The organism is Paenibacillus sp. V4I9 (assembly GCF_030817295.1).
GTDB lineage: Bacteria > Bacillota > Bacilli > Paenibacillales > NBRC-103111 > Paenibacillus_E.
Window position 1 is genome coordinate 4,521,594 of record NZ_JAUSZE010000001.1, and the last position, 21,343, is coordinate 4,542,936.

The 21,343-nt window shown below is 47.0% G+C and carries 25 protein-coding genes; 5 read left to right on the forward strand and 20 right to left on the reverse strand.

All coding sequences use genetic code 11. From position 1 onward, the window contains the following. Positions 1-53 precede the first annotated feature (53 nt). On the forward strand, positions 54-260 hold the full coding sequence (mciZ, locus tag QFZ81_RS37440; RefSeq protein WP_373462621.1) for a Z-ring formation inhibitor MciZ: 207 nt from the start codon (positions 54-56) through the stop codon (positions 258-260). Here mciZ and QFZ81_RS21305 read toward each other — a convergent pair. Together QFZ81_RS21305 and QFZ81_RS21310 are read right to left on the reverse strand one after the other, a co-directional pair. Further along, positions 160-1,272: a DUF3866 family protein gene (locus QFZ81_RS21305; RefSeq protein WP_307449625.1), complete on the reverse strand. Its 1,113-nt coding sequence runs from the start codon at positions 1,270-1,272 to the stop codon at positions 160-162. The two genes, mciZ and QFZ81_RS21305, sit on opposite strands and share 101 nt — an antisense overlap. Positions 1,273-1,482: 210 nt before the next feature. After that, positions 1,483-2,613, reverse strand: a complete 1,131-nt coding sequence (locus QFZ81_RS21310; RefSeq protein ID WP_307441680.1) for a M20/M25/M40 family metallo-hydrolase — start codon at positions 2,611-2,613, stop codon at positions 1,483-1,485. A gap of 22 nt (positions 2,614-2,635) precedes the next feature. Between QFZ81_RS21310 and prli42 the strand changes: the two genes are divergently transcribed. Next, positions 2,636-2,794, forward strand: coding sequence for a stressosome-associated protein Prli42 (prli42, locus tag QFZ81_RS21315; protein WP_156390217.1), 159 nt, complete (start codon positions 2,636-2,638; stop codon positions 2,792-2,794). Position 2,795: 1 nt separating this feature from the next. Here the strand turns inward: prli42 and QFZ81_RS21320 are convergent, their stop codons facing one another. From QFZ81_RS21320 to lpdA, 4 genes are all read right to left on the reverse strand, one after another. Continuing rightward, positions 2,796-4,151: a dihydrolipoamide acetyltransferase family protein gene (locus tag QFZ81_RS21320; RefSeq protein WP_307441676.1), complete on the reverse strand. Its 1,356-nt coding sequence runs from the start codon at positions 4,149-4,151 to the stop codon at positions 2,796-2,798. A 68-nt stretch (positions 4,152-4,219) separates the two neighbouring features. Beyond that, positions 4,220-5,200, reverse strand: coding sequence for an alpha-ketoacid dehydrogenase subunit beta (locus tag QFZ81_RS21325; protein ID WP_307441674.1), 981 nt, complete (start codon positions 5,198-5,200; stop codon positions 4,220-4,222). A gap of 3 nt (positions 5,201-5,203) precedes the next feature. Continuing rightward, positions 5,204-6,214 (reverse strand): thiamine pyrophosphate-dependent dehydrogenase E1 component subunit alpha, encoded by a 1,011-nt coding sequence (locus QFZ81_RS21330; RefSeq protein WP_171643450.1) that lies wholly within the window; start codon positions 6,212-6,214, stop codon positions 5,204-5,206. Between the two features lie 108 nt (positions 6,215-6,322). Next, complete coding sequence (gene lpdA, locus QFZ81_RS21335) at positions 6,323-7,747, reverse strand: dihydrolipoyl dehydrogenase (protein ID WP_307604612.1); 1,425 nt, start codon at positions 7,745-7,747, stop codon at positions 6,323-6,325. 169 nt (positions 7,748-7,916) lie between these two features. On the opposite strand from lpdA, the gene QFZ81_RS21340 reads away from it, so the two are divergent. Next, a complete protein-coding gene (locus QFZ81_RS21340; RefSeq protein WP_057306385.1) occupies positions 7,917-8,174 on the forward strand; it encodes a DUF2627 domain-containing protein in 258 nt (85 codons plus the stop codon). Between the two features lie 9 nt (positions 8,175-8,183). On the opposite strand, the gene QFZ81_RS21345 is transcribed toward QFZ81_RS21340, so the two are convergent. From QFZ81_RS21345 to steA, 3 genes are read right to left on the reverse strand one after another with little or no spacing between them, the layout of a single operon-like run. Continuing rightward, positions 8,184-9,083 (reverse strand): MraY family glycosyltransferase, encoded by a 900-nt coding sequence (locus QFZ81_RS21345; protein WP_307441670.1) that lies wholly within the window; start codon positions 9,081-9,083, stop codon positions 8,184-8,186. Then, positions 9,053-9,784 carry a glycosyltransferase family 2 protein gene (locus tag QFZ81_RS21350; RefSeq protein ID WP_307441669.1) on the reverse strand — a complete coding sequence of 244 codons (732 nt, stop codon included), beginning with the start codon at positions 9,782-9,784 and terminating at the stop codon, positions 9,053-9,055. The genes QFZ81_RS21345 and QFZ81_RS21350 overlap by 31 nt, the downstream gene beginning before the upstream one ends. After that, positions 9,781-10,935, reverse strand: coding sequence for a putative cytokinetic ring protein SteA (steA, locus tag QFZ81_RS21355; RefSeq protein ID WP_307441667.1), 1,155 nt, complete (start codon positions 10,933-10,935; stop codon positions 9,781-9,783). Before steA ends, QFZ81_RS21350 begins: the two co-directional genes overlap by 4 nt. Before the next feature lie 130 nt (positions 10,936-11,065). Between steA and QFZ81_RS21360 the strand changes: the two genes are divergently transcribed. After that, complete coding sequence (locus QFZ81_RS21360; RefSeq protein WP_047674694.1) at positions 11,066-11,251, forward strand: hypothetical protein; 186 nt, start codon at positions 11,066-11,068, stop codon at positions 11,249-11,251. An 82-nt stretch (positions 11,252-11,333) separates the two neighbouring features. Here QFZ81_RS21360 and QFZ81_RS21365 read toward each other — a convergent pair whose 3' ends face one another. Next, positions 11,334-11,510, reverse strand: coding sequence for a hypothetical protein (locus tag QFZ81_RS21365; RefSeq protein ID WP_307441664.1), 177 nt, complete (start codon positions 11,508-11,510; stop codon positions 11,334-11,336). A 329-nt stretch (positions 11,511-11,839) separates the two neighbouring features. Next, complete coding sequence (locus tag QFZ81_RS21370) at positions 11,840-12,094, reverse strand: hypothetical protein (RefSeq protein ID WP_307441662.1); 255 nt, start codon at positions 12,092-12,094, stop codon at positions 11,840-11,842. A gap of 180 nt (positions 12,095-12,274) precedes the next feature. Here QFZ81_RS21370 and QFZ81_RS21375 point away from each other — a divergent pair, with 180 nt between their 5' ends. Further along, positions 12,275-12,541 (forward strand): hypothetical protein, encoded by a 267-nt coding sequence (locus tag QFZ81_RS21375; RefSeq protein WP_029192924.1) that lies wholly within the window; start codon positions 12,275-12,277, stop codon positions 12,539-12,541. 46 nt (positions 12,542-12,587) lie between these two features. On the opposite strand, the gene QFZ81_RS21380 is transcribed toward QFZ81_RS21375, so the two are convergent. The 9 genes from QFZ81_RS21380 to QFZ81_RS21420 are packed head-to-tail and all read right to left on the reverse strand — an operon-like array spanning position 12,588 to position 21,339. Then, entirely contained in the window at positions 12,588-13,976 is a 1,389-nt protein-coding gene (locus QFZ81_RS21380; RefSeq protein ID WP_307604614.1) for a cobyrinic acid a,c-diamide synthase CobB, read from the reverse strand. Further along, positions 13,976-15,133, reverse strand: a complete 1,158-nt coding sequence (locus QFZ81_RS21385; protein WP_307441660.1) for a cobalt-precorrin 5A hydrolase — start codon at positions 15,131-15,133, stop codon at positions 13,976-13,978. Before QFZ81_RS21385 ends, QFZ81_RS21380 begins: the two co-directional genes overlap by 1 nt. Further along, entirely contained in the window at positions 15,130-15,906 is a 777-nt protein-coding gene (cobM, locus tag QFZ81_RS21390) for a precorrin-4 C(11)-methyltransferase (RefSeq protein ID WP_171692432.1), read from the reverse strand. The genes QFZ81_RS21385 and cobM overlap by 4 nt, the downstream gene beginning before the upstream one ends. Further along, positions 15,907-16,617: a precorrin-2 C(20)-methyltransferase gene (gene cobI / locus QFZ81_RS21395; protein ID WP_307441659.1), complete on the reverse strand. Its 711-nt coding sequence runs from the start codon at positions 16,615-16,617 to the stop codon at positions 15,907-15,909. Beyond that, positions 16,610-17,845, reverse strand: coding sequence for a precorrin-6y C5,15-methyltransferase (decarboxylating) subunit CbiE (gene cbiE, locus QFZ81_RS21400; RefSeq protein ID WP_307604616.1), 1,236 nt, complete (start codon positions 17,843-17,845; stop codon positions 16,610-16,612). Before cbiE ends, cobI begins: the two co-directional genes overlap by 8 nt. Then, on the reverse strand, positions 17,842-18,972 hold the full coding sequence (locus tag QFZ81_RS21405; protein WP_307604618.1) for a cobalt-precorrin-5B (C(1))-methyltransferase: 1,131 nt from the start codon (positions 18,970-18,972) through the stop codon (positions 17,842-17,844). Before QFZ81_RS21405 ends, cbiE begins: the two co-directional genes overlap by 4 nt. 5 nt (positions 18,973-18,977) lie before the next feature. After that, complete coding sequence (locus QFZ81_RS21410) at positions 18,978-19,628, reverse strand: precorrin-8X methylmutase (RefSeq protein WP_307441655.1); 651 nt, start codon at positions 19,626-19,628, stop codon at positions 18,978-18,980. Positions 19,629-19,642: 14 nt separating this feature from the next. Further along, positions 19,643-20,410 (reverse strand): precorrin-6A reductase, encoded by a 768-nt coding sequence (gene cobK / locus QFZ81_RS21415; protein ID WP_307441653.1) that lies wholly within the window; start codon positions 20,408-20,410, stop codon positions 19,643-19,645. After that, positions 20,407-21,339 (reverse strand): sirohydrochlorin chelatase, encoded by a 933-nt coding sequence (locus tag QFZ81_RS21420; RefSeq protein ID WP_307604620.1) that lies wholly within the window; start codon positions 21,337-21,339, stop codon positions 20,407-20,409. The genes cobK and QFZ81_RS21420 overlap by 4 nt, the downstream gene beginning before the upstream one ends. Positions 21,340-21,343: the final 4 nt, after the last annotated feature.

The following is a 21,343-nucleotide window of genomic DNA, read 5'->3' on the forward strand; positions in this document are numbered from 1 at the left end:
TCCCATTTACGCATATCGTTCATTATATCAAAATTTTACCTGAAAAGAGGAAAATGGATATGAAGAGCTATGTAACCGACCGTCAAATTCGTCTTGTAGGGAAGGCATGGGAAATCAAACGTCAATTGCAGCTCATGCTGCAGCAAGGTGGGAATTCAATTACATTAGTGGATTATGTAGCTGGCTTGCACAATCCGCAGCCGCACAAATCGCTTGGAAATAAGCTGGGTCCTGCGATAGTCCCCTTCCCATCGAGGTAATGGGCAGTGGATACTGGGAACAAGCTTCAGCGATTTCCGCTATCGATGGGCTCGGCATAGCTATAATTTGATGCAGCTGCAGATTCTGCGCTTGTTTCTGTACGACAGCACTTTCATTCGTCTCCAAAAGTGGGAGAGGTACTACCGCCGGACATCTAGCTGCCAGCTGCAGCGCAGTAAGTGTATGATGACTTATGCCCTGATGCCGAGTCCTCGGATCAGCAAAAGAAATTCTGGGGATGACCACTGGAATCCCACCAAGAGCGTATACGGCATTTACGAGTTCACCAACCTCAAGACCTGAAAAACCGTATCGGGTATTCGTTCCCACGATGCCTGGACCCATGGTTACAAGACTGATATCTGCTTTGACTACATGCTTCGCTGCAACTAATGCGCTAAATTTATTAACCGCCTCCACCTTACCTCCATAGGCTTGACCATAAGTAATGGAGGTTTTAAGCCATTCCATCCCCTCGAGTATGGCCACATGCTCACTCCATGCAAGTGGAAGAGCACCCCCATCTGTCATGATATAGGCGACCTCCAAAGCACGATCAGATGATTTTCTTTGTTGATGTCGATATCTGAGCCAGCACATCACTACAGGCAGCATACTGTGCAATTCTCCTAGCAAGACGGGCATCCCCTCTAGATTCATATCACCTTGAAACGAAGAATGAAACGAGCTGGCCGGCTCTTCAATAGCGAACACACTTCGCTGCATCGGGGTATATTTGAGCTTCATAATATGTCCATTTGATGATGTAGCTGAACGATGATCCAATCCTCGGTCACGAATGGATATTACGATATGAAATCCCCCTGAACCTAACCTCAGCTTCATGGCTGTTACATTTAAGTCAACCACGTCCCCTGGAGTTAACAAAGGTAATGTATCCGTGTAGTGTACAGCGCGCTCTAACTCACCGTTCCGCATCGATACTGTGACAAACTGTATTCCCTCTCTGACCGAAATAATATCCGCAACTATGCCCTCATCCCGTATCATCAAGCCAGTTTCCCCTTCCTGGACGTGTCTTACTCGAAGCATATGAGGAATCACTTAGTTTTACCCCATATAACGCGTGTAAGGAGTAAAAATAAATCAGAGTCTATGCGACTCGAGGGCGAAATTGGGAGTAGATGAGATCGTGTAAAAAAACCGACCAGCCATGCCATGACTTTGGCAGACTAATCGGTTCTTTAGAAAAGAGGTGAATTAAACTTTCGCAGCTTCCTTCACAAGAGCAACGAGTAATTCAGCCGTTTTGACTAAATCACTGATGGCAATATGTTCTTTGGTTGTATGAATTTCAAGATAACCAACAGCGAGATTAACCGTTGGAATGCCCATTCCGTTAAAGATATTAGCATCACTGCCGCCACCGGAATGGAATGTTCGAGCTGTCAATCCAAGGGTTGAGAGTGCTCTAGCGGTCAATTGTACAATCGGAGCAGAGTCATCGTGCATATAGGAGGCATATACAATATCCGCATTAAACTCACAAGTGGTGCCAGCATCAGCTGCTGCTGATTCGCAAGCTTCTTTCATTGCGGCGATTTGCGCTTCCAGTTTGTGCTGAACAATGCTGCGTGCTTCCGCTTCCATCTTCACCTTATCGCATACCACGTTCAAAGGACCTACTCCTGAGAAACTGCCAATATTCGCAGTAGTTTCGCTATCAATTCGACCGAGCGACATACGCGAAACCGCTTTACTCGCTACTTGGATGGCACTTATGCCATCTTCAGGATTGACACCGGCATGAGCAGACTTTCCGTGGAATATAATTTCAATTTCTGCACGTCCAGGCGCCGCTGTCGCAATATCGCCAATGCTGCCGTTCGAATCAAGTGCGAAGCCGAACTCTGCTTCCATAACGCTGCGATCCATGGCGCGTGCGCCTTTCAGACCGCTCTCTTCCCCTGCCGTAATAACGAATTGAATGCGGCCATGTGGGATGTTTTGCTCTTTTAACACTTGTATGCCTTCGATCATCGCCGCGATACCCGCTTTGTCATCGCTGCCTAGAATCGTCGTACCGTCGCTGCGGATATAGCCATCATCGCCAATTTGCGGCTTGATACCTTTCCCAGGAGCTACCGTATCCATATGAGAAGTGAAGAAAATGGTCGGAATAGCTGCGTTGCTGTCGGTTGCTTCAAGTGTACAGATCAAATTCCCTGATCCGTGACCGCTTTTCGCCATCGAATTATCTTCCACGACATGCAACCCTAAACGACTGAACTTTTCTTTAAGAACAACACAAATCTCTTGCTCAAATCGCGTCTCGCTGTCAACTTGCACAAGGGAGATGAACTCTTCCACCAAACGATTTTGCTGAATCATGTACTTTCCTCCGATACACACTATGAGTTACAATAAAACCGTACAAGCTTTTTCACGAAAAAGGAGTGAATCTTCATTGTTACAGAATAAGCGTTGGTTTAAAATCGTGATTTACCTTATGTTGATCACGATGCTGTTATCAAGCATATTGTTTACTGCGGGATTATTTTTTGATTCATAGTTTAATAAATCTTTGTATCCGCGTTATAACTTTCTAAATTTTCTTTCACTCTCTGTAGGAACCTACCACAGATGACACCGTCAAGAATACGGTGATCCAGTGAAAGACAAAGGTTAACCATCGAACGAACCGCAATCATATCTTGAATAACGACAGGCTTCTTCACAATCGATTCGAAGGTCACTATAGCTGCTTGTGGGTAGTTGATGATCGGATAAGACAGAATCGAACCGAAGGAGCCTGTATTATTTACAGTAAATGTCCCGCCAACCATATCATTCAACGATAATTTCCCCGCGCGTGTTTTCTTCGTCAATTCATCAATTTCTCTGGCAAGTCCTGCGATATTTTTTTGATCCGCTTTTTTGATAACCGGCGTCAAGACCGAATCTTCCGTTCCTACGGACAACGAAATGTTAATATCGCGTTTCACGATAATTTTATCGACGGCCCAGACGGAGTTAATGATCGGGTAATCCTTAATGGCATTGACAACCGCTTTCAGCATGAATGCCAAGTACGTTAAGTTAATGCCTTCTCGGCGCATAAACTCGTCTTTCACTTTATTCCGCAGAACAACAAGATTCGTTACATCGACCTCAATCATTGTCCAAGCATGCGGAATTTCTGTTACACTCTGGCGCATTTTTGAAGCAATGGCATTGCGCATTGGCGTAACATCAATGAAATGCTCATTGCGAGCGTCTAATGAATGTCCTTCCGCTTCAATCAGCGGCGTTTGCGGATTGGCGGATAAATGGATGCCGGAGCTGCGAACAGGCTGGTGAGCCTGCTGCGACTCAGCTGGTTCAGCGGTTTGAAGAGCAACAGCAGCTGCCGATTGATTCGTTTGCACGGCTGCAGGAGCTGCATTGGCTCCACCGGAGGCGATGAATTGCTCAACGTCCTTACGTGTAATCCTTCCGCCAAGCCCCGTTCCTGCAACACGAGACAAATCTACGCGATTGTCTTGTGCAAGCCGGTGTACAGCTGGTGAATAACGACCACGCATGCTTTGGTCTGAGTCTTCCGCAATCGCGGCTCCAGCTTGACTAGCAGCTGAAGCTCCTGCGGTTGATGATCCGTTCGCTAAGCCTGCCCCGGGCTCTTCAATCAAACAAATGGCTTCTCCAACAGCAGCTGTTTCGCCATCGCCGACAATAATTTTTACAAGTGTGCCTTCAATTGGTGAAGGCATTTCCGTGTTCACTTTCTCAGTGAAAAGCTCACAAATTACATCGTATTGCTCGATATAATCGCCAGGCTTCTTGAGCCATTTGCCTATTGTAGCCGAAACGAGGCTCTCCGCTAGATGCGGGACCGTAACCTCGGTTAGTCGGCTGTTGGTTTGGTTCATGGGTGTACCTCCTAGTTCAGGAAATGATCAATGAAAGGAAATTAGATGTGTAAATTTAGATGTGTAAATTAGAACATTGCAAGCTGGTGCATGGCATCCTTCAGCTTATCTGCATTGAGCAGGAAAAATTTCTCCATCGGTGGATTGCTGCCCACTGCCGGAACATCAGGGCCGCAAAGTCTTGCGATAGGTGCATCAAGCTCGAACAGCATTTCTTCGGCGATAATCGCTGACACTTCAGCACCAACACCGCCTGTTTTGTTGTCTTCATGAGCGATGAGCACTTTGCCCGTCTTCCTAGCGGCTTCCAAGATAGCCTCTTTGTCTAGAGGCTGCAGGGAGCGCAAGTCGAGTACGTGTGCGGAAATGCCTTCCTTCGCAAGCTCTTCAGCTGCTTGTAGTGCATAATTTACAACCATACCGTAGGCGATGACCGTAATGTCTGTGCCTTGGCGCTTGATGTCGGCCTTGCCGATCGGCACGATATAATCTTCATCCGGTACGTCTGCGGACAGCGCCAGATAGCACTTCTTGTGCTCGAAGAATAACACAGGATCTGCGTCTCGGATTGCTGCCTTCAGCAGCCCCTTAGCATCATAAGGATTCGAAGGAGCTACGATCTTAACACCCGGCGTGCCGAAGAAAACAGATTCCGGACATTGGGAATGATATAAGGCGCCTGCTCCGGTCGCACCATAGGGAGCACGAATGACGATTGGGCATGTCCAGTCATTATTAGAACGATAGCGAATCTTAGCCGCTTCGCTAAGAATTTGATTCGTTGCTGGGAAGATGAAATCAGCAAACTGAATTTCGGCGATCGGTTTCATCCCATACATCGCCGCACCAATAGCCACGCCTACAATGGCAGACTCCGCTAGTGGCGTGTCTAGAACACGCTCCTCACCAAACAAATCACGCAGACCTTTGGTCGTGTTCAACACACCACCTTTACCAACATCTTCACCGAGTACGAAGACGTTATCATCCTGCTGCATTTCCTCCTGCATGGCAGAGCGGATTGCTTCCAAATATGTAATTACAGCCATAATTTATTGGTCATCTCCTTCCGCGTAAACATGAAGGAGCGTATCTTCCGGTTTCGGATAAGGCGCGAGATCCGCATACTTTGTAGCTTCATTAATCTCTTGCTTTTGCCGTTCCTGAAGGTCACGATCCTGATCTTCACTCCATAGTCCGCATTCCATTAAATATTCTTTGAATTTAAGGATGCCATCTTTTTGACGGTTCTGTTCAACTTCTTCTTTCGTCCGGTACAGCATGTCATCATCCGACGTTGAATGAGGCATGAGTCGATAAGAAATCATTTCGATGAGCGTCGGACCTTCGCCACGAGCTGCTCTTTCTCTTGCTTCCTTCGTCACCCGATACATTTCTAATACATCGCTGCCATCTACTTGAATACCCGGGAAACCATATCCCAGCGCACGATCCGCGATTTTTCCTGCCACTTGTTTATGAAGAGGAACGGAAATCGCGTATTGATTATTTTCACAAACGAAAATAACAGGAAGCTTATGTACACCCGCGAAATTACAACCCTCGTGGAAATCCCCCTGATTGCTGGAGCCTTCACCGAAGGAAACAAATGTGACGAAGTCTTGCTTTTTCATTTTGGCAGCAAGCGCGATACCTGCAGCATGCGGCACTTGAGTCGTAACAGGGGACGACCCTGTGACTATATGATTTTTCTTATCGCCAAAGTGACCAGCCATTTGTCTTCCACCGCTGTTGACGTCTTCTGCTTTGCAAAAAACCGCAAGCATTAAATCCCTCACTGTCATGCCTACCGATAGTACAAACGCATAGTCACGATAATAGGGCAAGAAATAATCTTTTTGAGCTTTCATCGCAAAAGCCATCCCTACCTGACCAGCATATTGTCCCATTCCAGATACGTGAAAAGGTATTTTACCTGCACGTTGAAGCATGAAAGCTCGCTCATCATATTTAGCTGCAAGACTCATGACTGTATACATACGTACGGCTTCGTCGTCAGACAAACCTAAACTTCTATGTTTATATAGTTGACCAATAGACATGGAGGTTGCCTCCTTTAGAAATTTTAGGTACCACATAAATTTATTACCTGGTCCTAGTACTTGACTCTATATGCTTATTATAAACGCAAATGTTTATGATTACAATTTTTATCCGCTAATTGCAATCCCATCGACGGCCAGCATCGCTTCTCCTAAAGCTTCCGACAAAGTTGGATGAGGATGAATGGTTTGGCCCACTTCCCAAGGGGTCGCATTCAGTACTTGTGCAAGTGCTGCTTCGGATATGCTGTTAGTCACATTCGGTCCAATCATGTGTACACCCAGAATGTCATTCGTTTCGCTATCTGCTATAACTTTTACAAAGCCATCTGTATCTCCATAAACAAGTGCTTTTCCAATCCCTTTGAAGCTGAATTTGCCAATTTTCACTTTGTGTCCTTGGTCGACAGCCTGTTGTTCGGTCCAACCAACACTAGCTATCTCCGGTCTTGTATACGTACATCTTGAAACGAGATGCGCTTGCAATTCATGCGGAGTTTGACCAGCCAGGTGTTCAGCTGCCAAAATCCCTTCATGACCGGCCATATGCGCCAACATGAGTCCTCCAATAACGTCGCCAACCGCATAGATATGTGATTCCGTCGTTTGCATGAACCGATTCACACGAATGACACCTTTATCTATTTTAATATCTGTATTTTCAAGCCCGATTCCCTCAATATTGGCTATACGTCCAACAGAAACAAGCACCTTATCTGCCGTTAATTCAACGATCTCCCCTTGCTTGTCCGCTTGTAAAGTAACACTGCCTTCCGTCACCTTCACGGAATCAGGAAGCACTTTTGCTCCGGTAACTAGGTTAATGCCGCGTTTCTTAAACAAGCGCTCTAGCTCTTTCGAAATATCCGCATCTTCTAAGCTCACTAATCGTTTATCCTGCTCGACTATGGTAACCGCTACGCCGAAATCGCTCAGCATCGAAGCCCATTCTACGCCAATCACACCGCCACCGACAATAATGATTGACTTCGGAAGGCTCTCCATACGCAAAGCGTCTTCACTTGTTAAAATATAGGTACCATCGATCTCTAAACCTGGTAAACTACGCGGTCTGGAACCTGTAGCAATGATCAAATTACTCGATAGAAGCGTTTCGATATCCCCGTCTTCTTTCTCTACAGAAACAGCACCGCTGCGTGGTGAAAAGATAGAAGGTCCAATAATTCGGCCATTGCCGTAATGGACCGTAATTTTATTTTTCTTCATCAGAAATTGCAGCCCTTGATGCAGTTGATCAACAATACGTTGTTTACGGTTAAGCACACTGTCAAACTTCACCTCAATGGACTCCGCAGAAATGCCATATTCCTCACTTTTCTTCATTGTTGCGTATACTTCAGCACTCCGAAGGAGAGATTTACTTGGAATACAGCCTTGATGTAAACAAGTGCCTCCAAGCTTGTCCCTTTCCACGATAGCCACAGTTTTCCCTAATTGTGCAGCCCTTATAGCCGCGGTATAACCTCCAATACCACCACCAAGAACTACGACATCATATCTATGTTCACTCATTATGTATTTCCTCCCTATTAAGCGTTCACTACCTCATATGTATACACTTCTCTCTATTATATTACCCTTTTTTGGTCACCAAATCATAGTCTTATTTGTGAATTAGACACACTAACAGATTCAGAGTATGATGATATAAAACATGTATCATGCAAAGTAAGGAGCAGCTATGAGAGCGCCATTTTATCGATTTATTGCTATTCTTCTTCTCGTTATTCCTGGTTTGACAGCCACCTATGGGTTCCTTGCCATGAAGGATGCCTTTTTCGCTCAATTCGATACGGACGGTCATCTCCTGTGGGGAAAATTTATCCTTGGGCTTATTTTGTTTCTCCTAGGTGTTGCTTTTATTGGAGGATGGACGTTTTTCCGTGATCGTAAACGAAATTATGTGGCTCCAAGATTTAAACCTAATCGCCGCAAATAGACCGAACTTTCAAGTTCGGCCTAAACGATCTAACCAATGAAGGAACCGGTTCTTTTCAATCATTTGCGTAATGGAACTCACCTCCGCTTGTTTATGAAGGAAGCCAATTACAGCAACAATCACACATTGTGCTTCCCAAGGCAAGATCATGATGATTCCATAACCTAAAGTAAAACCAAGTAGATTCGAACCGGCATCACCAAGCATCCCGAAGCCACGAATATCAAGGTTATATAACATCAATCCACCCATGCATACCGGGATCATTGGAAAAAACACACTCGTTTCCAAGTCTAAAACATACAAGCCCATGAGCAAAACCGCACAAGTACTACCCAAAAATGCTTTTAATGAACGACCTGGTCGAACGTCAAGCAAGTTCAAGGTATTCGTCATTAGTATCAGCAATATAAGCTCAACCCCCATCTGCCAGAGGGGGGTTTGATCGTTTTCGACCGTTAATACAAGCCATGTGGCAATCGATAATGTGCCTAATGCCTTTACGGCTCCCATCGATAAAGATTTTGTATCCATCCAATACCGGAAATGTCCCTTTAGACCTTTTATGGCTTTACTGCCTATTAAATCATCTGTCCAACCTAATAAGAAAATGAATGTAGCGGCAAAGGTGAATACCCGATTATTCACTTCAAGGGAACTAAGCTCTTTCAGCAATGAAATTCCGCCCATCAAGACTGAAGATTCTAACCTTACAGCGCCTTGAAGAACCAGCTCCTGAAGCCATAATAGCAACCAAAGAACGACCCCCATCCCGCGAGGGATGGTATGGCCAAGATAGTTCGGCCCTACTTGCCCATGGGCCTCCAGAAAGCGCCTTACGTGCGGCAGCATCCACCACCCTGCCGCTCCAAGCACAATCAGATCGATGATCGATCCGATGAGAACCATACCCGCTTCCTCTCCTTCCAGCGAGTCAGCAGTGTCAAACCAACCGCGGCGAATTGCTTGCCGCGGTGAACACACCCGTGCCAATCCCGCCCCGTTTCACGGTGGGTGATGGGCACGTCCAGCTCCACGATGCGCAGGCCATGCCGCGCCGCATCGATCGTTAGCGCGACTTCCACGCCGAAGCCGCGCGCGAACCCTCCAAGCTCCCGAAGCCGATCAGCACGCACCGCGCGCTGTCCGGACAAGGGAGCTTCGGTCTTATAGCCGCTGAGCCGGTGAATACCGCGGCGGGCCAAGCCCTTGACCAAGCCGAAGCCTGCTTTGGCGCCGGACGGCGGCAGCTTCGCTATCGCCATATCCGCTTCGCGCCGCAGCAGCGGCTCGATGAGGACGAGCGCCTCCCCGGCCGTGGCCTGCAGGTCGGCGTCAAGGAAGAGCAGCAGGTCGCCGCGTGCCTTGGCGACACCTGATTGCATCGCCGCTCCTTTGCCGCGGCGGCGATCATGCTTGACCAGCTTGTCCACCCAAGGCCAAGCAGCCTCGTAGGTATTATCGACGCTGCCATCATCGACTACAATAATTTCGAACCTCATCCCCGCCCTCTTAATAAAGTCGGCCTGATTTAACAAATGTTGAAGTGTACTCGGAATCGTGCTTGCTTCATTCCAAGCTGGAATAATGATGGATAGATACGGCTTCATCCTTCACCTCCAAGCTTCCAAACAACGTGAGCAACTCGCTTCAAAATCCAGTGAAGCTGAAAAAGCCCTAAAGCAATAAAGAAAAGTGAAAGAAAAGCAGTGGTGGCAACCTCTTTCGTCCATAGATACGGCTGCTTATATAGGGCGCCTATACTTTTGATATCTACCAAACGCGATCCTACCTTCATCCGAACAAGAAGCGTGCTTCCCATGCCCTCCCTCCCTTTTTCCAGAAAATCAATCATATGGGTATGCGCGCCAACCGTAACTAGCCACTCCCCCCGCTGCTCAAAGGCGAGTAAAAGCGCCGCATCCTCACTGGTTCCGAAGCAAGGCAGTACATGCGCGAATAACCCTAATGCGTTCGTACGAGCCATCCCCGGTGCCGTTCCATTCGGGTAAGCATGGACAATTAACTCCGCACCGCACAAAAGGGCTCGATCCGTCACGCTGTCCATATCGCCTACAATAAGATCCGGCTGATAACCGCACTCCAGCAGTGCGTCGGCTCCCCCATCTACCCCAATCAGAATCGGCTTGACCTTAGAGATAAATGCTTTTGCGGCAAGCAAATCCTTCTTAAATCCCTTCCTTCTGGATACAACCAACACATACTTACCCTCGCAGTTCGTCCGTAAGGGTAGTGAGGGCAGCGGCTCCATAACAGCTTGCTTCTCCCGAATTGCATAGGTTAACGTATTATCAATAAATTGCTCCAATAGCCTTGACGATTGATCATTCGCTAGCTGCTGCAAGCTTATCCAATTTTCACGTGTAAATGCGGTACAGGAGATATGCTGATCTTCGGCGATGATCCTATCTTCATAAATCGAAATCTCCTTATTCGATTCAAAAGCTTCGAACGCAGATGATTCCACTTCCCAAATCGGTATTTGCTGCTGCAGCAGCAACAGGGGTCCTTGGGTCGGATACGTGCCACTCATCGTTTGTTGGCAATTAATGATCGCTTTGACTTTACGATCGATGAGTTCCTGTGCAATGACTTCATCCAGGTCACGGTGCTGAAGAACAACGATTCGGCCTGGCGGCAAATCACGCAGCAATACTTTCGTAATCGCCCCTACGCTAATCTTCCCTTTGCAGAGCGGCAGCGGCTTCGAAGAAAACAATGACAACGAGGGCCAATTCATGATAGACACCGACTTTCCATTCGTCTCTTGGCCTACTTATTTTGCCCTTCGCCACTATATTCTATGTATATTTTACCTATCTGATGGCAAGTATTGGGTTATATTCTTATTGAAAGGAGATGAAACATCCATGGAGCTAAACATGAGCGCAGACGAAGTGTTAGGCCACATTGTACAGCTTCACAACACCGGAGAGTCGCTAGCCAAAAAAAATGTGAAGAAGCTGCATCCTGATCTTATGAAAAATGCCCTGTATTACTACCCTAGCTGGGAGCACGCCTTGCAAAAGACTGGAGTAGGCAACATCGTTCACTAAACATACATAAGATTGCACACAAAGAGCTCCAAGGGGGTTTAACCTCCTTCGGAGCTCTGTATATTCTACGTTCCTTGCTTCGTTATTCAAGCACTTCCCATTCAACTTGCACCATTCGATCTACCCATGTGCGGATTTTTATTTCAATCGCACTTTCGATTTCTTCATCCGTCATTTCACCAAGTTTATATTCCGCTATTTCAAGTACATCCTGCTTGACCATTTCGCCCGACACGGCTAGTTGAATTTGAATACGCAAGCCCTCACCCTTTTCTAAATGAAGTGAATATATGATTGATAAGAAAACTTTCCATTGCAGCTAGGTAACTGATTAATTACAATTAACATGAGTAACAATCAAATTTGTAAGAGGAAAAGAGGAATCCCAATGTCACGAACCCAAGCACAAAAAAATCGACAACGAAGTTTACGCGAAGGCAAGCTCGATCCTGCTATCAATCGACTGCACTGGCATGGAGTCAACCCCGTAACCAAAACGATGCCTACATTGAAACAATTACTAACTAAACAAAATCATAAACACAAATCAAGGAATTTGAACCATTCGCATGGTGATGATTCCTTTTTTCATGCTTCATTATGCTCTTGGATCGTGATTCCTTGTTCGGCTGCATAACGGACTAACGCATCTCTTTCCGCAGGACGAAAGGTATAATTACAATCAAATCCGTTAAAGAACAGCTTCCACTCCCTCACAACTCCGTTATCTCCCAGCTCTAACTCCGCTACATATAAGGAATCAGGTTCATCTTCAAACTGAAGTCCGATGTGGAGCTGTACCTTCCCTTCGATAATTTCCTGCTCACAATAGTCCATAATCACCAGTGTAGGTCCTCCTATTGAATTAAATCTTTTTTATTTATATAATATACTAATGCGCACAAGCTAAACAACGAGGTGAGACTTTGATCCGAGGTCAAAGATCCCTATACGACAATGCTAGTTTATGCTTAAGCTTACGTAGAAAGTTTTGCTAAAGCAAAACTCTTAGGAGGAATTACAATGGCATACGATCCGCAGGTAGTAGATGCAACAATAGTTAGTGATAATAAAAAAAATGGTCTTTTCGAAGTCGTTGTCTCACTGAAAGACCGCAACAAATGCCGTCTTTTCTTCGAAAGAGATTCCGAAACCGGTATCGGCAAAGTGACTGATTTGAATAGATTGATGAAAGAACCTTGTCCGATATGCCGCAAAGATTACCTTTGCAACTGTCTTGACCGTTACAAATATTCAATCGCGGATCAAGCTCTAACATTCATAAAATAATGGCATGACGAAACCCCCTAGCTAACTCAGCTAAGGGGTTTCATTGTTATTTACGACTTTGTTGATATTGCTTACACGCATGAATCCATTCCTTCACCATGTTCGGATTAGATGCGAAATGCAAATGTGTATAGCCGGCAACAAGATTCCCTGTGAGATATCCATCTGCTTTGGTTCCAAGCCTGCCCTTCGATTGAAAGGCAGCTTTCACATCCGCACCCTCATTAGCTTGAAAAGTTGAATAATGAAATTCATGGCCGCGAGCCTGTTCACCTGCGGGCAGCAAGAAGTTTTCCTCTACACCTGCAGCCTCGCGGTAACCTAGCGCTGCTAACTTGGTTTGCATGGTGACTTTTCCGGGGATCATGCCCACCATTGGAAATTCATTTCCTGCAGTATCTACAATTTGTTCCGTGAGGAACATAAATCCACCGCATTCAGCGAGTGTCGGAATACCTTCCTCAATTCGGCTGCGGACAGAAGACTTAACTGCTTCTTCGGCAGCTAATCGCTCCGCGAATTCCTCGGGAAATCCTCCACCAATGTAAAGTCCATCCGCATCAAGAGGAACCACTTCACCTGCAAGCGGCGAAAAGAATACACATTCCGCCCCCCCCGCCTCTAACAGCTCCAGATTTTCCGGATAATAAAAGTGAAATGCGGCATCTTTGGCGATCGCGATTTTAACTCGTTTCGATACCTCAAGTTGATCTTTGCTAGTGAATAAAACGGGCTTACAATCTATTGGCTCAGCTGCGGCTAAATCCAACAAAAGGTCCAAATCTATATGTGCGGTCACTTTTTCAGCTAAAAACTCAAAAAAAGGTTGGAGCTCGCCTCGCTCAATCGATGGAACTAGACCTAAGTGCCTTTCAGGAAGTTCAATGTTCGCATCACGCGGCAGATACCCAAGGACAGGAACACCACATTCCTGCTCGATAGCTTGCTTTACCATCTTATAATGCCCTTCGCTGCCTGCTCGATTGACAATAACACCGACAATGCTATCGCCTTGACCAAACTGCTGAAAGCCTTTCACGATTGCAGCGGCGCTTCTAGCCATACTGGCAATGTTGACAATTAATACGATCGGAGCACCTAGGATGCGTCCTATATCCGCGGTACTGCCTTCATCTGTTAGTGGGTTTTTGCCATCAAACATCCCCATAACACCTTCGATTATCGATATATCTGAAGCTTGACTTCCGCGTTCAAATATTTCCTTCACTGCTTCACTCCCAGTCATCCATGAATCCAAGTTGCGTGAAGGCCTTCCCGTCACTGCCGAATGATAGGTTGGATCAATATAATCGGGACCACACTTAAATCCCTGAACCGTAATTCCTCGTTTCTGTAAAGCAGCCATAATACCGATGGTCAAGGTGGTCTTCCCTACACCACTGCCTGTGCCTGCAATGACAATCCGCCGATCCATCACAAGGCACCTCGTTCGAATGGAGCAGAACCAGTAAAGTCGAGTAATCCCACAGAAATGGTGACATTTCCTGATTTTTTCTTAACTACTGCTAGTTTGTCTTGGCCCGTATAAAGCATAACAGCCGGCTCACTTACCGCATACGCTCCTGTAAACTGATACACAGTCTCAGAAGGTGCCTCAACGGTCACAGTGTTCAACTCTTCAGGTGAATAGGTGATGAACTCCCAGCCGTGATTACGCGTAACCTCGAGCAAGCCTACTTCGTCCTTCTTCAAATCAATCGTACAAACTGCTTTCACACTTCGTATGGAAAATGAAAGCTCTTCAAGTGTTAATTGTATGACTTGTTCAATTTCATCAGCTGAAGTTCCGCGGTTACAGCCTATTCCGAGAATGATAACTTTCGGTCTGTACAGCACACCGTTAGTTAGAATGCTTTCCTCCTCTGGCTCCAAAAGACGATGCGTAATGAGCAGAACGGCATTCGGCTCGCTTGCTCGACCATCCGAAATCGATGTAAACCGCCCAATATTGGCGGGTATTGGGCGTTCGTGCGTCCACCAATTCGGTTCACCCGATTCCTGAATAACAGCAATTCGTTCTTCATTAACGACAGCAGCGCTGACCGGGGTCAGTTTATCTGCCGAGTCCCAAACCCAGCCGAAACGACGGCCGAAGAGATCAACAGGAATCGTTTTTTGAACATCCGAAGCCGTCGTAATGACAGCTCTAGCCCCAATGGCTGCCGCAACCTCATGGGTCAGCTCATTGGCGCCACCCAAATGTCCTGAAAGCATACTGATTACATTCTCCCCGTTATCATCAATGACGACAACCCCCGGATCTTTCTTTTTATCCTGTAAGAGCGGAGCAATCATACGAACAACAGCACCGAGGGAAATGATGATAATAAGTCCTTGATAAGCAGGAAATAAGGCTGGAAATAGTAACCGAACACTACCTGTAAAAAGTTGTATCGAGCGCTGCTCTTCGTCACCTTTGACGAATTTGCTCATGTAATATACATCCGTGCCGCTCATTTGCTCATTCAGCTTACGTGCAATCTCGACGCCATGCTTCGTAATAGCTACGATCGCATAGTCATTTTGCTGTCGTATAACAGGAATGACTCCCTCTTGAAGACTAATCGTCATGGCTTAACACCTCTGCGGAAGCGGTGCGTAAATGATTTATCGTATAACTTGGAGCGATACTCCTCTTTGCCGTGAATTTCCGGATCCAATGCCCAGCCTGCCAATATCATCGCATGCGAACGGATACCATGGCTCCGCATATCCTCTTCCAGCTTTCCTACCGTTGTACGAACAATTAGCTGATCAGGCCAAGTAGCACGCTGAACAACCGCAACAGGTGTCTCCTCACTCCACCCCGCCTCAATAAACTCGCTAACAACTTTCTTGATTAAAGTCGCGCTCAGAAACAAGGCGATTGTACAATGATGTGCGGCAAGATCACGCAATTTCTCAAGCTCCGGCACTGGCGTACGGCCTTCCGCTCGAGTTAGAATAACCGTTTGGGTAAGATCTGGTATCGTGAGCTCTGCGCCAACAGCCGCGGCTGAAGCGAAAACGGAGCTTACGCCTGGAATAATTTCATAGCCAATGTTTTCTTTACGCAGCAAAGCGATTTGTTCCATCGTTGCACCGAACATGGCCGGATCTCCGGTGTGCACACGCACGACCATCTTCCCCTGTTTAAGGCGGTCGACAATGATACCAACCATTTCCACCAACTCCATGCCCGAGCTTTTCAGTACTTCTGCTTCAGGCTTCGCCTTAGCGATCAACTCTTCATTCACAAGCGAGTCTGTATACATCACAACATCTGCTTGTTGAAGAAGCTTTAAGCCTTTCACAGTGATCAAATCCGGATCTCCCGGTCCTGCACCAATAATATAGAGTTTCATCTATTTTCTCACCACCATCAAGGTTAAATATTCTAATTCTCGTCCTTGCAGTTCTTCCACATTACGCCAAATCTCTTCCTCCGAGGAAGTAACTTTGGTTAAAACGGATGCCTTATTCACGAGTCCGAGATCGCGAAGTACGGATAGCATCAAATCTATCACTTTAGCGACCTTGATGAACACGACACAATCATGTTCTTCAATGGCCTTGCGCATCTTGTCGTAGTCGTCCATCGCCGGGACGATAGCAATTTGCTCGTCACCATCCGCTAAGGGGACGCCCAAACGAGATGCAGACGCGTTAATCGAAGAAATCCCTGGAATGGAGACAGCCTTTACTTCGGGATGACGTTCGTTCATAAGACGCATCAAGTGAATGTAGGTGCTGTAAATCATCGGATCGCCTTCCGTCACAAAGGCAACATCTTTCCCTTGCACCAAATGTCCCCAAACACTTTCAACTGTCTTCGTCCACTGCATTTCAAGCGCTTCTTTATCCCTTGTCATTGGAAAAGTGAGCCCCATCATTTCTTTTTGCTCCGTATTCACGTACAGCTCTGTAATCGCTAGCGCATAGCTCTTGGCCCCACGCTTCTTTCTTGGGTAAGCGATCACCGGACATTCTTTTAACAATCGAAAAGCCTTGACCGTAATTAATTCCGGATCGCCTGGGCCAACACCCAAACCATATAGTGTACCGAGATTACTCATCGCCTGTTCCTCCCTCCATATCTGTCTGCTTGCGCTGCGCTGTGATGATGTAGATCGGATTCAGTGCGTCGAATCGTTTCATATGTAGGATAGGCTTGCTGCGCGATACTTGTACAAGCGATATCTGCGTTGTAAAACCAACCTTCTCAAACGTCTTATCAGCTTCGTATAACGTCTCTATCGTTGCTGCATTCAACACAATCCTGCCATTCGGCTTCAGTCTAGCTGCACATATTTCTAACAGCTCTTGCATCTCTCCACCGCTTCCGCCAATAAAGATGGCATCCGGATCAGCGAAAGCATCGAGACCTTTTGGTGCTCTGCCATGTACGGCCGTAAGATCAACACGAAATTTGGCGCTGTTTTCCAAGCAATTATGGAGATCGTCTTCGTTTTTCTCGATGGCAAATACAGCACCTTCACGAGCTACGCGTGCCGCCTCAATGGCTATGGAGCCTGTACAAGTTCCAATATCCCATACGACACTATCCACTTGTAAAGCTAATTGACTGATGCTTAATACGCGAATTTCTTTTTTCGTTATTAGCCCTTTATCCGGTTTGCGTTGGGCGAACTGATCATCTTCAATGCCAAGCGGCCAAACAGGACCTGGGGCTTGTTTTTTCAAAATAACCACATTGAGTGGTGAAAATGTTTCCGTGACCAGTTGGTCCAAATCGTACCAACCACAGCGTTCTTCGGCTCCGTCCAAATTCTCTGCCACAAAGGCACGATATTCGGTCATGCCAAAAGAAAGCAAATAAGCCGCAATCGCACTCGGTGAATTCGTTTCATCCGTGAGCAGGGCCACTTTGTCTTTCCCGTCTATTCGCTGCGCCAAGCCCTTGATACTCCGTCCATGGACGCTTGAGATATAAGCATCGTGCCAGCTTTCCCCCATCCGGGCAAAAGCCAGTTGAATCGAGCTAACAGCCGGGTAAATGTGTACACCTTCCAGCTTCTTCTCTACATAACCGCCAATCCCATAAAAGAGCGGGTCGCCAGAAGCCAAGATGACAATGGAACGTTCTTCTTTTTGAAGTTTACTCATGAGCTCAGGCAAGCTGCCTTTTATGACGATCCTCTCGCCCTTATATTCTGGAAAAAAGGCAAGATTACGCTCTCCGCCAACAAGCACTTCACTTTCATGAATCCATTTGATATATAAAGGGAGCAGGCTCCCTTGTCCGTTATCGCCGACACCAATCACTTTCACGCTTCTACTCATTCGTATGCACTCTCTCCATTCTCGCTTAGCTTCACCATCGCCGATTTCCCTAAGAGTTCAGCTTTCATCGAAATGATCACTGTTTCTATGAAATCAAACCCGTCTCTCGCAACCTCTTCTAGTCCAGCTAGGTTACAGCGCTCGCATAAACGCTCAAAATAACGTAAATTTCCTGTACCCGCCATTAAATCTCCAACCTGTGAGGCTGTGTTGGCACCCCTGATTTCTTCAACAAGCGCATCGGACGCTTCCGATTCGATCGCGACCTGTGCAAGAAACCCAAAATCAACCGGAGCACTCTTCGAATGCACCATCATCACACCCTGTGCCACCTTTGAGAATTTACCCATCATGCCGACCAAAGTCACCTTACGAATGCCTTGCCTTTGGGCTTGAATCAGGGCAAACCCGACGAAATCGCCCATCTCGATAAAAGCTTCCTCCGGAAGCTCGGGATACATGTTAATCCCGAATATTTCCGTCCGGCCGCCGGTCGAGAGCACCAGATGCTTGCAGCCGCATTTCACGGCTACGCGAATCGCTTGTGCGACACTGGCCTTGTAGGCCGCACTCGAGAACGGCACCACCGTGCCACGGGTGCCGAGAATCGAGATGCCGCCGAGGATGCCAAGACGCCCATTCAGCGTCTTCTTGGCGATTTCTTCGCCGGCGGGCACAGATACGAGCACGTCAACACCGTGCACGATCTCGTAATGGTCAAGCATTTCCTGCACGGTTTCGCGGATCATTTTCCGCGGGACCGGGTTGATCGCCGCTTGACCGATCTCGACGGGCAGGCCGGGCTTCGTCACGCGACCAACGCCTATGCCTCCATCGATGCCGACGCCAGGCTCGGCACGGAAGCTTACGCGCACGATGATCTCCGCACCGTGCGTCGCATCGGGATCATCGCCGCCGTCCTTGATGACGGCGGCTTCGCCCCACAGTTGCGTGTATTCGCAGCTGTGCAGGGCAAATTCAACCGTCTCCCCGATGGGGATACGGATATGTACGTGCGTTTGTGGCGCTTGCTCGATGAGCGCCACTAGTGCTGCTTTGGCTCCTGCGGTTGCGCAGGAGCCAGTGGTGTAGCCGTGGCGCAGTGGCTTGCCCGGTACTTCCTCCATAGGCGCTACTCCTTACGCGCCGCCATAATCGACAGCGCGTTGACTGCTGCCACGGCAACGGGACTGCCGCCCTTGCGGCCGATATTCGTGATGAACGGAATGTCCAGCTTGGCCAGTTCATCCTTCGATTCCGCTGCGGAAACGAATCCAACAGGAACACCGACGATGAGCCCCGGCTTCGCGATTCCTTCTTTGACGAGTCGAATCAACTCCAGCAGGGCTGTCGGTGCGTTCCCGATGGCATAAATAGCTCCATCCGCTTCCTTAATCGCTTTGCGAATTGAAATAATCGCCCGTGTCGTATTCAGACGCTTGGCTTCCTCCATGACATCCTTGTCCGAGATATACACTCTCACATCGCCGCCGAATTGCTCAATACGCGGTTTACTAATGCCGACTTGCACCATCTGAACATCGGCTACAACGATTTTACCAGCTCGAATGGCAGCAATGCCTGCTTCAATTGCTCTCGGGTGAAAGACAAGACTGCGTCCTAATTCAAAATCTGCTGAAGCATGAATTACACGCTGTACAACTGGATATTGCTCTGCAGTAAACGAATGTTCGCCTAATTCCTCTGTAATCATCTCAAAGCTTTTCTCTTCAATTTCCTGCGGTTGTACCGTTAATGGTTTAAAATCCGTATGAAAATCCATCCTATTTAACCCTCCTAATGAATGCTATCATTTACAAATTGTATAACACCTTGAAAGTCAGAATAGAGCGTCCCATATTCAAGTTCTGGTCTACCTATCACAATACTCGGAATACCCATTTCCAGTGCTGCTTCGAGCTTCTCATCCACGGCTCCGACTTTTCCGCTTTCTTTCGTTATCATTAAGGTAACTTTGTAATGGTCATAAAGTGCTTTATTTAACTCTTTGGAAAAAGGGCCCTGCATAGCCACAATATTTTTCTGTTCAATGCCCAATTCTTCGCATTTCTCCATATTATCTTGGCGCGGAAGCATCCGCGCAATAAGCCTCGTATCGGGAAGTCCAATCAGACGATCAGCAAAAATCTTCAACGTTTTGCTGCCGGTTGTCAGCATAATGCTGCCACGTTTCTCAGCCGCTAACTCTGCAGCCTGTTTATAATCATCAACCGTCGTGATAAGCGCCCCCTGCTCGATGGACAAGCTTTGACGTTCGAAACGAACATAAGGCACTGCTGCCATTTTAGCCGCCGCCATCGCATTCTTCGACGCTTCCTCAGCAAAAGGGTGGGTCGCATCAACTACTACGCGTAAGCCTTTTTCTTGAATTAGCTGGTTCATATCTTCCGCGGTCAGGCGACCTGTGAGTACCGGAAGCCCTTCCGCCTCCATGCTCTTCGCTGCACTTTCGGTCACAACTGTTGTGAGCACAGCATAACCTGCTGCGCGAATCCCTAACGCCAGCTCCCTAGCGTCACTCGTACCTGCAAGAACGAGAATCATCGTTTGTCACCTCTAGCATGGTCATGGTCATGGTCGTGGTCATGGTCGTGGTCGTGGTCGTGCTCGTGTTTGTGATCGTGATCATTATGGTGATGATCGTCATGATCATGATGGTGATGATGATCGATATGCTTCATCGCCTCTAGACGATATTGGCACATGTCGCAGTTCATCTTCACTTCATCCTGAAGCGCTTCCTGCGCGCGTCCAATCAGAATCTCTTGCAGCATCGGATGGAAGCCAAAATAAGGAGCCATCTGGAATTGTTTATCTGGATATGTTTCCCGATACCCTTGAACCATTTGGTCCATACGTTGAATCAAAACGCCTGTGAACAGGAAATACGGCAAAATGATAACCTTTTTTGCGCCGAGCAGCAAACAGCGCTCAATCCCAGCATCCATCAGAGGTGCTGTAACTCCGATAAAGGCTGTTTCCACCCATTTCACCTGAAGCCTCTCCCAGAATAAGCGAGAGATTTTAAACAGATCACTATTCGCATCTGCATCACTGCTTCCACGTCCAACTATAAGTAAAGCTGTTTCACCTAAGTCCTCTTTCACTTGAACTCCGAGATCTTCTACCCTGGAGGATAAAATATCCAGAATTTGTTCGTGTACCCCAATAGGTCTACCGTATGTAAATTTCACCAATGGATATTTAAATTTCGCATCATCAACAGCAGACGGGATATGAATTTTCGCATGCCCAGCTGCAAATAAAATAATAGGAATGACCACAATATGAGTTGCCCCTAGTTCTACACAGCGATCAATTCCTTGCATGATCGTTGGTTGAACAAATTCTAGGAAACATGTCTCCACAATTTGCTCTTGCATCTTACTCGCTATTTCTGAAACAAAGAGGCGAACTTCCTCATTCCCGCCTTCTTCCCGACTCCCATGACCTACAAATAAAACAGCATTCATCCTT

Bases quoted from the DNA above. Each gene is read 5' to 3' on its own strand.
- cbiE (WP_307604616.1), bottom strand. From the start codon at position 17,845: ATGAGTAGAAGCGTGAAAGTGATTGGTGTCGGCGATAACGGACAAGGG.
- QFZ81_RS21330 (WP_171643450.1), bottom strand. From the start codon at position 6,214: ATGTCTATTGGTCAACTATATAAACATAGAAGTTTAGGTTTGTCTGAC.
- QFZ81_RS21375 (WP_029192924.1), top strand. From the start codon at position 12,275: ATGGCATACGATCCGCAGGTAGTAGATGCAACAATAGTTAGTGATAAT.
- QFZ81_RS21305 (WP_307449625.1), bottom strand. From the start codon at position 1,272: ATGATACGGGATGAGGGCATAGTTGCGGATATTATTTCGGTCAGAGAG.
- cobK (WP_307441653.1), bottom strand. From the start codon at position 20,410: ATGATTCTCGTTCTTGCAGGTACGAGTGACGCTAGGGAGCTGGCGTTA.
- cobM (WP_171692432.1), bottom strand. From the start codon at position 15,906: ATGAAACTCTATATTATTGGTGCAGGACCGGGAGATCCGGATTTGATC.
- QFZ81_RS21360 (WP_047674694.1), top strand. From the start codon at position 11,066: ATGGAGCTAAACATGAGCGCAGACGAAGTGTTAGGCCACATTGTACAG.
- QFZ81_RS21350 (WP_307441669.1), bottom strand. From the start codon at position 9,784: ATGAAGCCGTATCTATCCATCATTATTCCAGCTTGGAATGAAGCAAGC.
- steA (WP_307441667.1), bottom strand. From the start codon at position 10,935: ATGAATTGGCCCTCGTTGTCATTGTTTTCTTCGAAGCCGCTGCCGCTC.
- QFZ81_RS21385 (WP_307441660.1), bottom strand. From the start codon at position 15,133: ATGACGATTAGTCTTCAAGAGGGAGTCATTCCTGTTATACGACAGCAA.
- QFZ81_RS21340 (WP_057306385.1), top strand. From the start codon at position 7,917: ATGAGAGCGCCATTTTATCGATTTATTGCTATTCTTCTTCTCGTTATT.
- QFZ81_RS21410 (WP_307441655.1), bottom strand. From the start codon at position 19,628: ATGGATTTTCATACGGATTTTAAACCATTAACGGTACAACCGCAGGAA.
- mciZ (WP_373462621.1), top strand. From the start codon at position 54: ATGGATATGAAGAGCTATGTAACCGACCGTCAAATTCGTCTTGTAGGG.
- cobI (WP_307441659.1), bottom strand. From the start codon at position 16,617: ATGAGTAATCTCGGTACACTATATGGTTTGGGTGTTGGCCCAGGCGAT.
- prli42 (WP_156390217.1), top strand. From the start codon at position 2,636: ATGAGTTACAATAAAACCGTACAAGCTTTTTCACGAAAAAGGAGTGAA.
- QFZ81_RS21325 (WP_307441674.1), bottom strand. From the start codon at position 5,200: ATGGCTGTAATTACATATTTGGAAGCAATCCGCTCTGCCATGCAGGAG.
- QFZ81_RS21320 (WP_307441676.1), bottom strand. From the start codon at position 4,151: ATGAACCAAACCAACAGCCGACTAACCGAGGTTACGGTCCCGCATCTA.
- QFZ81_RS21405 (WP_307604618.1), bottom strand. From the start codon at position 18,972: ATGGAGGAAGTACCGGGCAAGCCACTGCGCCACGGCTACACCACTGGC.
- QFZ81_RS21420 (WP_307604620.1), bottom strand. From the start codon at position 21,339: ATGAATGCTGTTTTATTTGTAGGTCATGGGAGTCGGGAAGAAGGCGGG.
- lpdA (WP_307604612.1), bottom strand. From the start codon at position 7,747: ATGAGTGAACATAGATATGATGTCGTAGTTCTTGGTGGTGGTATTGGA.
- QFZ81_RS21345 (WP_307441670.1), bottom strand. From the start codon at position 9,083: ATGGTTCTCATCGGATCGATCATCGATCTGATTGTGCTTGGAGCGGCA.
- QFZ81_RS21380 (WP_307604614.1), bottom strand. From the start codon at position 13,976: ATGGATCGGCGGATTGTCATTGCAGGCACAGGCAGTGGTGTAGGGAAG.
- QFZ81_RS21310 (WP_307441680.1), bottom strand. From the start codon at position 2,613: ATGATTCAGCAAAATCGTTTGGTGGAAGAGTTCATCTCCCTTGTGCAA.